General features: G+C 73.3%; 14 protein-coding genes and 1 pseudogene. 14 read left to right on the plus strand and 1 reads right to left on the minus strand.

The features are described 5' to 3' along the window. The first annotated feature begins 102 nt into the window (after positions 1-102). The 4 genes from MY526_RS20720 (at position 103) to MY526_RS20735 (ending at position 3,556) form a co-directional block, all read left to right on the plus strand. Positions 103-1,284: a flagellin gene (locus MY526_RS20720; RefSeq protein WP_436695539.1), complete on the plus strand. Its 1,182-nt coding sequence runs from the start codon at positions 103-105 to the stop codon at positions 1,282-1,284. Positions 1,285-1,381: 97 nt separating this feature from the next. Continuing rightward, on the plus strand, positions 1,382-2,746 hold the full coding sequence (fliD, locus tag MY526_RS20725) for a flagellar filament capping protein FliD (RefSeq protein WP_436704968.1): 1,365 nt from the start codon (positions 1,382-1,384) through the stop codon (positions 2,744-2,746). A gap of 70 nt (positions 2,747-2,816) precedes the next feature. After that, on the plus strand, positions 2,817-3,203 hold the full coding sequence (gene fliS, locus MY526_RS20730) for a flagellar export chaperone FliS (RefSeq protein WP_436695541.1): 387 nt from the start codon (positions 2,817-2,819) through the stop codon (positions 3,201-3,203). Then, positions 3,200-3,556 (plus strand): hypothetical protein, encoded by a 357-nt coding sequence (locus MY526_RS20735; RefSeq protein ID WP_436695542.1) that lies wholly within the window; start codon positions 3,200-3,202, stop codon positions 3,554-3,556. Before fliS ends, MY526_RS20735 begins: the two co-directional genes overlap by 4 nt. 37 nt (positions 3,557-3,593) lie before the next feature. Here MY526_RS20735 and MY526_RS20740 read toward each other — a convergent pair whose 3' ends face one another. Continuing rightward, positions 3,594-4,574: a hypothetical protein gene (locus MY526_RS20740; RefSeq protein WP_436704969.1), complete on the minus strand. Its 981-nt coding sequence runs from the start codon at positions 4,572-4,574 to the stop codon at positions 3,594-3,596. 431 nt (positions 4,575-5,005) lie between these two features. Here MY526_RS20740 and flgB point away from each other — a divergent pair, with 431 nt between their 5' ends. The 10 genes and pseudogenes from flgB to MY526_RS20790 all read left to right on the plus strand — a co-directional run. Beyond that, positions 5,006-5,353, plus strand: coding sequence for a flagellar basal body rod protein FlgB (gene flgB, locus MY526_RS20745; protein WP_436695544.1), 348 nt, complete (start codon positions 5,006-5,008; stop codon positions 5,351-5,353). A gap of 4 nt (positions 5,354-5,357) precedes the next feature. Next, positions 5,358-5,756, plus strand: a complete 399-nt coding sequence (gene flgC / locus MY526_RS20750; protein WP_436695545.1) for a flagellar basal body rod protein FlgC — start codon at positions 5,358-5,360, stop codon at positions 5,754-5,756. Between the two features lie 5 nt (positions 5,757-5,761). Next, positions 5,762-6,088 (plus strand): flagellar hook-basal body complex protein FliE, encoded by a 327-nt coding sequence (fliE, locus tag MY526_RS20755; RefSeq protein ID WP_436695546.1) that lies wholly within the window; start codon positions 5,762-5,764, stop codon positions 6,086-6,088. Further along, the gene (gene fliF, locus MY526_RS20760; protein ID WP_436695547.1) at positions 6,088-7,674 is read left to right on the plus strand and encodes a flagellar basal-body MS-ring/collar protein FliF; all 1,587 of its coding nucleotides are present in this window, start codon (positions 6,088-6,090) and stop codon (positions 7,672-7,674) included. The genes fliE and fliF overlap by 1 nt, the downstream gene beginning before the upstream one ends. Then, on the plus strand, positions 7,671-8,753 hold the full coding sequence (gene fliG / locus MY526_RS20765) for a flagellar motor switch protein FliG (protein ID WP_436695548.1): 1,083 nt from the start codon (positions 7,671-7,673) through the stop codon (positions 8,751-8,753). Before fliF ends, fliG begins: the two co-directional genes overlap by 4 nt. Continuing rightward, positions 8,737-9,531, plus strand: coding sequence for a FliH/SctL family protein (locus MY526_RS20770; protein WP_436704970.1), 795 nt, complete (start codon positions 8,737-8,739; stop codon positions 9,529-9,531). Before fliG ends, MY526_RS20770 begins: the two co-directional genes overlap by 17 nt. Before the next feature lie 5 nt (positions 9,532-9,536). Further along, a complete protein-coding gene (locus MY526_RS20775; RefSeq protein ID WP_436704972.1) occupies positions 9,537-10,832 on the plus strand; it encodes a FliI/YscN family ATPase in 1,296 nt (431 codons plus the stop codon). A 31-nt stretch (positions 10,833-10,863) separates the two neighbouring features. Beyond that, on the plus strand, positions 10,864-11,316 hold the full coding sequence (locus MY526_RS20780; protein WP_436704971.1) for a flagellar export protein FliJ: 453 nt from the start codon (positions 10,864-10,866) through the stop codon (positions 11,314-11,316). After that, positions 11,304-12,248, plus strand: a complete 945-nt coding sequence (locus MY526_RS20785; RefSeq protein WP_436695551.1) for a transglycosylase SLT domain-containing protein — start codon at positions 11,304-11,306, stop codon at positions 12,246-12,248. The genes MY526_RS20780 and MY526_RS20785 overlap by 13 nt, the downstream gene beginning before the upstream one ends. Further along, a pseudogene (locus tag MY526_RS20790) lies at positions 12,245-12,665 on the plus strand (hypothetical protein); the annotation flags it as partial. The gene MY526_RS20785 and the pseudogene MY526_RS20790, both read left to right, overlap by 4 nt.

A 12,665-nucleotide genomic window follows, 5' to 3' on the forward strand; every position in this document is an offset into this window, starting at 1 on the left:
TCGCCTCAAGTCCGGTGCGCACCCGGCCGTAGAGAACCCCGTAGGGCCCCGCAGCACGGATGCAGCGGGAAATGAACCAGACCCCTTCCAAGGAGGAACACCATGGGTCTCAGCGTCAACAACAACATCGCGGCGATGAACTCGTACCGCAACCTGTCGATCACCGACGGGCAGATGAGCAAGTCGCTGGAGAAGCTCTCCTCCGGCTTCCGCATCAACCGTGCGGCGGACGACGCCGCGGGTCTGGCCATCTCCGAGGGCCTGCGCTCGCAGATCGGTGGCCTCAAGGTCGCCGTCCGCAACACCCAGGACGGCGTCTCGGTCGTGCAGACCGCTGAAGGTGCGCTCACCGAGACGCACAAGATCCTGCAGCGCATGCGCGACCTGACCGTCCAGGCCAGCAACGGCGGTGGGCTCAACGACGACGCCAAGAAGAACATCCAGTCGGAGATCGGCCAGCTCAAGAACGAGCTGACCCGCATCGCCGACACGACGACCTTCAACGGCACGAAGCTGCTCGACGGCAACTACGACGGCAGCTTCCAGGTCGGCGCCAACGTCGGCGAGTCCATCAAGGTCAAGGTCGGCACCGCGATGAGCGCCACCGGCCTCAGCGTCGACGGCGTGGACGTCACGGCCTCGGCCGCCGGCATCTCCGCCACCGTCGTCGCCGCCGCCACCGCCTCGGCTGCCGGAAGCGCGTCCACCATCACGATCGCCTCCGGTACCGCGAACCCGGCCCTGGCCGAGGACTTCGCCAAGCTGAACGGGTCGATCACGAAGGACGGCAAGACCCTCGACCTGTCGTCGGTCGTCTACGGCGACAGCGACAGCGCCTCCACCCGTCTCGCCACCCTGAACACCGCGCTCGACAACGCCTTCGGTGCCGCCAACATCCAGGCGGCGGTCACCGGTGGCCAGCTGGTCATCACCGGCAACAACCCGGGAGCCAACGCCACCACGGAGAACCTGGCGAAGGCGCAGCTCACCTTCACCCAGTCCACGGGTGCGAGCGAGGGCCTCAAGAAGATCGACGCGGCGATCAAGACGGTGTCGAACACGCGGGCCGACCTGGGTGCCATCCAGAACCGGTTCGAGCACACCATCAGCAACCTGAACGTCGCCGTCGAGAACCTCTCGGCGTCGGAGAGCCGGATCCGCGACACGGACATGGCCCAGGAGATGACCAACTTCACCCGGACCCAGATCCTGACCCAGGCCGGCACCGCCATGCTGGCCCAGGCCAACCAGGCTCCGCAGGGCATCCTGCGTCTCCTGGGCTGATCCCCCCAGCTCCACCTGGTGAGGGGGGAGGCCTGCGGGCCTCCCCCCTCACCGCACCACTGCACCCCAACGACCAGGAGGTCCCGGTATGGCCGGCATGAGCTTGAGCGTCGGCCTGATCTCGGGCATGGACACCGCCTCCCTCATCAGCCAGCTGATGCAGGTCGAGGCCAACCCGCAGACCCTCCTGAAGAACAAGCTCGTCGCCACCAACAGCGACGCCAGCGGCTACCGCGCGGTCAACCTCCGGTTCGACTCGCTGAGCAGCGCGGCCGCGGCCTTCTCCAGTGACGCGACCTGGACCGCCGCGAGGGCCAGCAGCTCCAACGGCACGGTGACGGCGACCGCCGGCGCCGGCGCGCTCGCCGGGTCGCTCACCTTCACGGTCGACACGCTCGCGACCTCGCACGCGCTGCGCAGCGCCGCCGTGTTCACCGCTCCGGCCGGCAAGACCGCCGCCGCCGACACCGACTTCGGCGCCACCTCGATCGACATCAAGGTCGGCAGCACGACCACCTCGATCGCCCTCGACACCGACGGCGGCGGCACGGCGACGCTGACCGAGGCGGCCGCCGCGATCAACGCCAAGACCGAGCTCGGGCTCACCGCCACCGTCGTCCAGGTCGCCGAGGGCCAGTACCGCATGCAGTTGAGCACCAAGACCGCCGGCACCGCCGGCGTCTTCGAGGTGACCAGCGGCCCCGGCTTCACCGAGCTCACCAAGGGCACCAACGCGCAGCTGACGATCGGCTCCGGCACCGGTGCCTACACCGTCAGCTCGTCGAGCAACACCTTCTCCGGCCTGCTCTCCGACACCACGATCACCGTGGCCAAGGCCGGCGAGACCGCCACGGTCGCGGTGGCCCGCGACGCCGACGCCACCGCCGCCAAGGTGCAGGCACTGGTCGACGCGGCCAACAACGCGCTGCAGGTCGTCACGGACTACACCGCCAAGGACAGCACCACCGCGACGCTGAAGGGCGACAGCACGCTGCGCACCCTGTCCGGCCGGGTCCTCGACGTCGTCTCCGGCGGCATCGGCGGCGAATCCGCCGCCACCTACGGGATCCAGCTCACCAAGGACGGCAAGCTCAAGTTCGACAAGGCCGCGTTCCTCGCCGCGCTCGCCGAGGACCCCGCCGGCACCCGCGACTTCCTGACGGCGACGTCCGGCACGGGGACCAGCGCCGAGCCGGTGGGCCTGGCCGCGAAGATCGAGGCGCTGGCCAAGTCCGCGTCGGACGGCACGACCGGCACGCTGACCCTGCTGGCCAAGAGCAGCGACGCCAGCGCGAAGGACCTCGAGGCGCGCATCGCCGACTGGGACACCCGGCTGGCACTCCGCAAGGAGACCCTCACCCGCCAGTTCACCGCGATGGAGACCGCTCTCGGCACGCTGCAGAACCAGTCGAGCTGGCTGGCCGGCCAGCTCGCCGGCCTGCCGACCTGGTCCTCCTCCTGAGCCTCCTGAGCCCCCCGACGTCCCCCACCGACGCCGCTCCCCCGACGTTGACCCTGGAGACCCGCACCCCATGAGCACTGCCTCGCTCCGCGCCCGCTACATGGGCGACACCGTCACGACGTCCTCCCCGCAGCGGTTGCTGGTCATGCTCTACGACCGGCTCGCCCTGGACCTCGAGCGCGCCGGCAGCGCCCTCGCCGGCGGTGACCGCGAGCAGGCGAGTGAGCAGCTGCAGCACGCGCAGGAGATCGTGCTCGAGCTGCGCAGCAGCCTGCAGGTCGAGGCGTGGGAGGGCGGGCCCCGGCTGGCCGCTCTCTACACCTGGCTGATCGGCGAGCTCGTGCAGGCCAACGTCAAGGGCGACCGCAACCGGGTGGCCTCCTGCCTGCAGGTCGTCGAGCCGCTCCGCGACGCCTGGCGGCAGGCCGCCGCCTCGCTCGCCGCCACCCCGGCATGACCACCGACCGTCCCTCCCCCGGCGCGGACGCGGTCCCGTCGGCCGAGTGGGCGACCGTCCTCGACGACCTCGAGGGCGAGGTGCTCGCCGCCGAGGCGAGCATGGACACCGACCGCGCCGACGAGGTCGAGGCCTGGGGACGGCGGGTCCAGGACTGGGTCCCGCCCACCGGGCTCGGCCCCGTCCCGGCCGACCTGCGGGAGCGCGCCGCCCGCCTGCTCCAGCACCAGCTGGCCGTCGCCGAGGCACTGGTCGAGGCCATCATCCAGTCCCGCAAGCAGCGGGACGTCGCGGCCCGCATGACCTACGCCCCGGCCCGCCCGGCGGCCTCGTTCTTCGACCGCGCACTCTGAGGCCGGCCCGGCGCACCGCCGGGCCGGCCTCCGCGCGTCAGGCAGCCTGCCGCTGTCCCCGGAGCCGGCGCACCTGCTCGCGCAGCTCCTCGCGCTCGCCGCTGATCCGCGCCCGGAAGGGCTCCTGCTCCGCCCAGAACCGCCCCGGTTCGACCTGCACGGCGGCGACCCGCCGCGCCAGCTCGCCGGAGTGCACGTCCGCCTCGTCGAACCGGAAGAAGTCGGGCACGGGGAAGTCCCCGGCGAACCGGCCGGCCCCGAGCCGCCGCACGAAGACGACGGCCCCGCTGGCCGCGGCCTCCCGCGGGAGGCGGTCCTTGCCGGGCAGATGACCGAAGTCGACGTACACCATGGTCGAGCCGAGCAGGTCGACGATCTGCGGCTTGGACATGCCCTGGATGGGCGCCGCCCGCAGCCCGGGGCTGCCCCCGAAGAACGCCGCCGCGAGATCGGCGCCCTTGGCCGGGTTGTAGGCCACCGCCGGCTCCGGGTTCGGTCCCGTGGACGGCACGGCGGTGAACCGCGGGTCGGTGAAGTCGCCCAGCGGGTAGCTGGCCGGGATGCCGACGCCGCGCAGGAAGTCCTCGGCGTACGCGCTCTGGTGGAAGTGCCGCACCGAGCGGTCGGCGAACAGCGACCGGCGGGCCGCCTCCCCGACACCGAGCAGTCCGTTGTCGACCGACAGCCACCAGACGGCCACGCTCGCACCCGGGATCGACGCGGCCTGGACGGCCAGCACCTCCGGCAGCACCACCAGGTGGTGGCGGCGGAGCAGCGCCTGCCGGCAGACCACCGGCTCGTAGTGGGCGAACTCGGTGAGGCACGGGTTCTCCGCCGGCGGCGTGACCTCCAGCCGGCTGCCGTCGATGCGCAGGCCGCCGCCCGCGCCGTAGTACGCGATGTCGGCCGGCAGACCCTCCTGGTTGAGCACCTGGGCGGCCTGGTGGACGGCCTCCGGGCCGCCCGTCAGCAGGGCGGGACAGAGGAACGTCACGCGCTTCACGAACTTGATGCTCAAACGGGGCTCTTCCTCCCGACCCGGCCGTCGCGGCCCGGTCCCTCCCGGTTCGCCGCCGCACCCGCAGGGCGCCCGCGGCGAACGTGACTCCCCCTGAGCGTCACCCCTCGGCGTGCCGGGGCCCCCGCGCGACACCCGGTCGAGGGGCAGACGCGGGCTCACCGACCCCATCCGCACCAGCCCCGACGCCGGGCGCCCTCGCGGCCCCCACCTGTCACATCCGCACGTCCCGCCCCGCCGGTCCCCTCCCGCCCCTGCCGTCACCCGAGTGCCCGAGATCGGTCACGGGGACCGCCGGGGGCGCCGATGAGGGGTGAGCACGGACAGCACAGCCCTCGCCACGGATCGGCGGACCCCTCACTCGCTCGCGAGTGTCTCCTGCGTACCCGGAGGCCGATCGTGTCCTGCCGCCCTGCCCGCACCACCGTCCGATGATCGGCGACGTCACCTCGACGACCCTGCACGCCGCCCTGGCCGGCCTGGCCTCGCGGCAGCGCGTCACCGCCGACAACATCTCGAACATCAACACGCCCGGCTTCCTGGCCGGCCGGGTCGACTTCGAGTCGGGTCTGCGCGGCGCCCTGTCCAGCGGCCAGACGCCGGTCGTCACCGGCGGCACCACCGCCCGCTCGCTCGAGCCGACGAACACCAACGGCAACAACGTCAACCTCGACGCCGAGACGGTGATCGCGACCGAGACCGGACTGCGCTACCAACTGGCCCTCAACGCGCTCGACGGCAAGTACACCGTCATGCGCACGGCCCTGCGGACGGCGTGACGCGGTGTTCGACAGCCTCAACATCTCCGGCTCCGGCCTGCTCGCGCACCGCAAGTGGCTCGACGCCGTCTCGGACAACATCTCGAACATCAACACGGTCACCAGCACCGACGAGGCCGCCTTCCAGGAGCGCCTCGTCGTCGCCCAGGCCGTGGACTACGGCTCCGGCGAGGGCGGCGTCCGCGTCGCCAGTGCGGAGCTCGGCAGCGCCGAGGGCCGGCTGGTCCACCAGCCCGACCACCCCCTGGCCGACGCGGAGGGCTACGTCCGCTACCCCGACATCGACCTCGGGGAGCAGATGACCAACCTCCTCATGGCCCAGCGCGGCTACCAGGCGAACCTCGCCGTGGTCGAGCGCGCGACGAACGCGTACCAGGCCGCTCTCCAGCTCGGGAAGGGCTGATCCCCATGACCTCCCCCATCGGCGGCATCTCCGCCGCGCTGCCCACGCTGCCGACCTTCGGTGTCAGCGCGGCCGACGCGGCAGCCGGCACCGCGGCGACGTCGCCGGCCTCCGGCGACTTCGCCTCGGTGCTGGCGTCGTCGTTCGACGAGCTGCAGGCCACCCAGTCGGCCTCCGACGACCTGGCCACCCAGGCCGCCACCGGCGACCTGCGCGACGTGCACGACTACATGATCGCGGCGAACGAGGCGAAGCTCGCCACCGAGATGGTCGTGACCCTCAAGAACAAGGCCGTTGAGGCCTTCACCGAGATCATGAGGATGCCGGTCTGATGCCTGCCGCCCTCGCCGGGCCGCTGGAGCGCATCCGCTCCACGCTGTCCACGATCAGCCTCGGTCAGAAGGTCGTCATCGGCCTGCTGGCCGTCGGGCTGCTCCTCGGCGGGTTCTTCTTCGTCCGGTGGAGCACCGCCCCGACGATGGCACCGCTGTTCTCCAACCTCGCGTCGACCGACGCCTCGGCGATCGTCGACGAGCTCAACGCGGCCGGCGTCGCCTACGAGCTCGCCGACGGTGGCGGGACGATCATGGTCGCCAACGACCAGGTCTACGACCTGCGCCTCTCGATGAGCGGCAAGGGCCTGCCCGCCGGCTCCGAGACCGGCTACGCGCTGCTCGAGGAGTCGGGCATCACCACCAGCGAGTTCCAGCAGCAGGTGCAGTACCAGCGCGCCATCGAGGGCGAGCTCGCCAAGACGCTGGAGTCGCTCGAGGGGGTCCGCTCGGCCGTCGTCCACGTGGCGCTGCCGGAGGACGAGGTCTTCGTCAGCGACGAGTCCGAGCCGACCGCGTCGGTGCTGCTCGACCTGGCGCCCGGCACGACGCTCTCCGGTGAGCAGGTGCAGGCGGTCACCAACCTCGTCTCGTCGAGCGTCCAGGACATGGACGCCGAGCAGGTCACCGTGGCCGACTCCACCGGCAAGGTCCTGTCGGCCCCCGGCCAGGGCGTGACCGCCGCCGCCGGCGATGCCCGCTCACAGCTGGAGCAGGAGTACGAGGACCGGCTGGCCGCCAACGCCCAGGTGATCCTCGACCGGGTCCTCGGCCCCGGCCGCGCCCAGGTGTCCGTGCGCGCCGACCTCGACCTGTCGCAGCGCGACACGACGTCGACGACCTACACCTACCAGGAGGGCACCCCGCCCATCTCGGAGAGCACCAGCACCGAGGACTACACCGGCACCGGTGCCGCCGTCGGCGGCGTCCTCGGGCCGGAGAACCAGACCGACGCGGGGGGCACCGGGGACTCCACGTACAACAAGGAGTCCACGACCTCGAACAACGCCGTCGGGGAGACCGTCGAGACCGTCCAGGGCGCGCCCGGTGCGATCAACCGGCTCACCGTCTCGGTGGTCATGGACCAGGCCGTGGCCGGCAACCTCAACCAGGGCCAGGTGCAGGACCTGATCGGCAACGCTGTCGGCCTCGACGTGGCCCGCGGCGACGACATCACCGTCGCCGCCATGGCCTTCGACACGACCGCCGCCGACCAGGCGGCCGCCGAGCTGGAGGCCGCCCGCGAGGCGGAGCAGCAGGAGCAGCTCTGGTCGATGATCAAGACCGGCGGCATCGCCCTCGGCATCGCGCTGCTCGTCCTCGTCGTCTGGCTGCGCTCGCGCCGCCGCGGGGAGGACGAGGACGACTACGAGGCGCTCGAGCTGCCCGAGGACGTCATGGCCGAGCTCGACCGCATCCGGATCGAGAGCACCCGGGAGATCCAGGTCGACAACGTCCAGGCCGAGCTCGAGGCCGCCGAGCGGCAGCGGGTGCGCGGGGAGATCGCCACGATGGTCAGTGAGAAGCCCGACGAGGTCGCCGCCATGCTGCGCGGCTGGCTCACCGAGAGCGGAGCCAAGTCATGACGCTCGCGAGCGTGGAGCAGATGGTCGGGATCTCCCCGACCGCGCAGACCGCCGTCCTGCCGGCGATCCGGCAGCGGCCCGCCATGCCCGGCCTCCGCAAGGCCGCGGTGTTCATCGCCCAGCTCAGCCGGGAGGAGGCCGGTGCCCTGCTGGCCCAGATGCGCCCGCGGGAGGTCGAGCAGATCACCCGCGAGCTCATGAGGCTGGGCACCGTCGAACCCGACGACGTGGACGGCGTGCTGGAGGAGTTCCACCACCTCATGTCCGCGCAGCGGTTCGTGGGGCGCGGCGGCATCGACTTCGCCCGCGAGATCCTGGCCGCCGGTCTCGGCGAGGACAAGGCCGAGGGCATCCTGTCCCGGCTGAACGTCGTCTACTCCGAGGTGCCGTTCTCCTCGCTGCGCAACGCCGACGTCCGGCAGCTGGTGACGTTCCTCAAGGACGAGCACCCGCAGGTCATCGCGCTCGTGCTGGCCCACCTCACGGCCGCCCAGTCGGCCGAGGTGCTCTCCGGCTTCGGCCCGGAGCAGCAGGCGCTGGTCGCGCACCGCATCGCCACGATGGACCGCACCTCCCCGGAGATGGTCCGGCTGGTCGAGGAGGAGCTGGGCCGCCGCATGGGCTCGCTGCTGGCGCACCAGGACATGAGCACCGTCGGTGGTGTCGAGACCCTGGTCGAGATCATCAACCGCTCCCCGCGGCCGACCGAGCGCTCCATCCTCGAGTGGCTGGACAACACCGACCCGGAGCTGGCCGACCAGGTCCGCTCGCAGATGTTCGTCTTCGAGGACATCGTCACCATCGACGACCGCTCGCTGCAGCTGGTGCTGCGCGAGGTCGAGGCCAACGACCTGGCGACCGCGCTCAAGGGCGTGCGCCCCGACGTGCGCGACAAGGTGGTCCGGAACCTCTCCGAGCGTGCCGCGGAGAACCTCGCCGAGGAGATCGAGCTGCTCGGCCCGGTCCGCACGCGGACGGTCGAGGAGGCCCAGGGCAAGGTCGTCAGCGTCATCCGCACGCTCGAGGAGCAGGGCGCGCTGACCATCTCGCGTGGGGGCGACGATGAGTTCGTCGCCTGACGACGGCCGATCGGCGAGGAGACCGCCCGACGCCGCCCCCCGGCGGGTGTCCGCGCTGCTGCGCGGCGCGTCCGCCGAGGCGGCGGCGCCCTACCGCGCCGCCGTCCCCGGGCCGCGGGCGGCCGACCAGCCGGTCGTCGAGCGGCGGACGTCGATCCGCCGCGCCGCCGACATGCCGGTGCCGGCCAACCGGCCCTCGTTCCGGCTCGGCGACGTGTACGCCGAGGAGCTGGCCCGGCTGCGCGAGCACGCGCACCGCGAGGGCTACGCAGCCGGGCACGCCGAGGGCCTGGTGGCCGCCGCCGACGTCGTCGCCGAGGCCGAGCGGGCCGCCGAGGCGCGCCTGGCCGAGGTGCAGGCGCGCTGGGAGCGGCGGCTGGTCTCGGCCACCGCGGCGCTCGGCTCGGCCGTCACCCAGCTCGAGCAGGCCACGCTGCCGGTCGCCGAGGACGTCCGCGACTCGGTGATCTCGATCGTGCTCACGCTGGTCGAGGACCTCCTCTGCCGCGAGCTCGCCCTGGCCGACTCCCCCACGATGGACGCCGTCCGCCGGGCGCTGACGCTCTGCCCGGCCGACGCACCCACCGTCGTCCGGCTGCACCCCGACGACCTCGCCGAGATCCCGGCCGACGCGCTGACCGGGCTGCCCGGCACCGTGCGCGTGGTCGCCGACCCGTCGGTCGAGCGGGCCGGCGCGGTCGCCGAGACCGGTGTCACGCGGGTGGACGCCCAGCTGAGCACGGCGCTCGAGCGCGTGCGCGCGGTGCTCGCCCCGTGACCGGGATGGGGCTGCTCGACCGCGCCCGCGCGGCGGCCCGCCCGCAGCTGACCGGGCAGGTCGTCGGCGCCATGGGGCTCACCCTCAGCGTCGAGGGCGTCGTCGCGGCCGTCGGCGACCTCGTGGAGGTCAACCCCGGTCCGCGCGGGCTGCTGGCCGAGGTGGTCGCGGTCACCCGCGACCGGCTCACCTGCATGCCGCTGGGCGAGCTCTCCGGCGTCCACTCCGGTGCGCCCGTGCGGGCCACCGGCATGCCCCTGCAGGTGCCGGTCGGGGAAGCGCTGCTCGGCCGGGTCCTCGACGGGTTGGGCCGGCCGGTGGACGGCGGCGCCCCGCTGGACGCCGGCCTGGAGTTCGTCGACCTGGCCAGCGAGACGCCGCACGTGCTCTCCCGCAGCCGGGTCGCCGAGCCGCTCACCTTCGGCGTCCGGGCGCTGGACACCCTCGTCCCCTGCGGCAAGGGTCAGCGGCTGGGCATCTTCGCCGGCTCCGGCGTGGGCAAGTCCACGCTGCTGTCCCAGATCACCCGGGGCACCGACGCCGACGTCCGGGTCATCGGTCTCATCGGCGAGCGTGGCCGCGAGGTCAAGGAGTTCCTCGAGGAGAACCTCGGCCCCGAGGGCATGGCCCGCACGGTCGTCGTGGTGGCCACGTCCGACGAGCCCCCGCTGGTGCGGCTCAAGGCGGCGTTCGTCGCCACCCGCATCGCCGAGGGCTTCCGCGACCAGGGCCGCGACGTGCTGCTGCTCATGGACTCGATCACCCGCACCGCCATGGCCCAGCGCGAGGTCGGGCTCTCGGCCGGCGAGCCCCCGGCGACCCGCGGCTACCCGCCGAGCGTCTTCGCGATGATGCCGCGGCTGCTGGAGAAGGCCGGCACCTCGACCACCGGGTCGATCACAGGCCTCTACACGGTGCTGGTCGAGGGTGACGACCACAACGAGCCGATCGCCGACACCGCGCGGTCCATCCTCGACGGCCACATCGTGCTGACCCGCAAGCTGGCCACCACCGGCCACTTCCCCGCTATCGACGTCCTGGAGTCGATCTCCCGGGTCGCCGGCGCGGTCGTGCCGCCGGCGCAGATGGCCGACGCGCGGGAGGTCCGGCGGCTGATGGGTGCGCTGCGCGACGTCAAGGAGCTCATCGAGATCGGCGCCTACCAGGACGGCGCCGACCCCGTGGTCGACCGCGCCCGGCACCTGGCACCGGCGATCGAGTCCTTCCTGCAGCAGTCCACCGGTGAGCTCACCCCGGCCCCCGAGGCGTGGGCCTGGCTGAACCGCATCGTCCGGTCGTGACGCGGCTCGCTGAGCCGCGCCGGGAGGTGGCGTGAAGCACGCGGCCTTCCGGCTCCAGCCGGTCCTCGAGCTGCGCCGTACCCAGGAGCGCACCGCCGCCCTCGCCGCCGCCGAGGCCGCCCGCGCCGCGGCCGACGCCGATTCGCGGGCCACCGCAGCGGAGGCGGCGGTCGGCGCCATCGTCCCGACCGGCACGACCTCCTCGGGCGCCTTCCGCGCCGCGATGGTGCTCGGCCGGGTCGCGGCCGAGGACGCCGCGGCCGCCCGCGCGCTGGCCACCGCCTCCGCCGAGCAGGCCCAGCTGGTCCGTTCCTCCTGGACCGCCGCCGCCCAGCGCACCAAGGGGCTGGAGCGGTTGCGAGAACGACACCTCGAGACGGTGCGGATCGCCGAGCAGGCTGCCGAGGAGAGGAGCGTGGACGACCTCGTCACCGGCCGCTCGAGCCGGCGCACCCCCTCGGGGGAGGTGTCGTGGACGGACTGATCGCCGTGCAGGCCCGGATCAGCGAGATCCAGACCCGCTTCCTCCCGACCGCGCGCACCTCGTCGTCGACGTGGGCCTCGGCCGCCGCCGCGGCGGGGCTGACCGGCACCACCGCCGCGCCGGCCACCGCGACCGCTCCCGCGGGCACCGCCTCGGAGAGCGCCGTCGTCGCCGAGGCCCGCAAGTACCTCGGCGTGCCCTACCAGTGGGGCGGCACCGACCCCGCCACCGGCCTGGACTGCTCGGGCTTCACCCAGCTGGTCTACGGCAACCTCGGCGTCGAGCTGCCCCGCACCTCGTCGCAGCAGGCGACCGCCGGCACCGCGGTGGCCTCGCTGGCCCAGGCCCGTCCGGGTGACCTGGTCTTCTTCGACCACTCCTCCCGGCCGGGGATCGACCACGTGGGCATCTACATCGGCGACGGCAAGATGATCGCCGCCCCGCAGGCCGGCGAGACGGTCAAGGTGCAGGACGTCGGCAGCCCCACGGTCATCCGGCGGGTGCTGCCGGCCCAGTCGGCTCCCGTCGCGAGCGCGGCGACGGGCTCGCTGGCCGGCGTCCCCTACGCGAACCTGTTCACCTCGGCCGGCGCGAAGCACGGCGTCGACCCCGCGCTGCTGGCGGCCGTCGCCTCGCAGGAGTCCGGCTTCGACGCCTCGGCGGTCTCCTCCGCCGGCGCTCGGGGCCTCATGCAGTTCATGCCCGCCACGGCCGCGGGCCTGGGCGTGAACGCCCTCGACCCGGCCTCGGCGGTCGACGGCGCCGCGCGCTACCTGAGCCAGCTCACCGAGCAGTTCGGCTCGACCGAGCTGGCCCTGGCCGCCTACAACGCGGGCCCCGGGACGGTGCGCCGGTACGACGGCATCCCGCCCTACAGCGAGACCCAGAACTACGTCCGCGCCGTGATGAGCAAGGCGGAGAGCTACCGATGACCAGTCCCGTGATGCCGGCCGCGCCGGCGGTCGCACCGGCGACGCCCGCGAGCACCGGCCCGGCGGCCGGTGGCGAGCAGTTCGCCACCGCGCTCGACGACGCCGTCGCCGACGGGCAGGGCCGCACCGGCCGCTCCCCGGCCGGGGAGTCCGAGGCGCCCGACGAGACCGCCCCCGACGCCGCCCCGGCGACGGACGACGTCCCGCCCGAGGACGCCACCGTGACCGCGGCCGGGATGCCCGCGGGCTTGTGGCTGCTCCTGCACGGTGCCGCCGCCACGCCCACGGCGCCCACCGCGGCAACCACCCCGGCTGCGGCGGGCACCCCCGCCGTCGAGGGTGCGCCGGTCGCGGCCGCGGTCGTCCCGGCGCCGGTCGCCACCGCGCCGGTGGCCGCCGCCCGCGGCGCGAAGTCGG

Source organism: Geodermatophilus sp. CPCC 205761 (assembly GCF_051383655.1).
Lineage (GTDB): Bacteria > Actinomycetota > Actinomycetes > Mycobacteriales > Geodermatophilaceae > Geodermatophilus.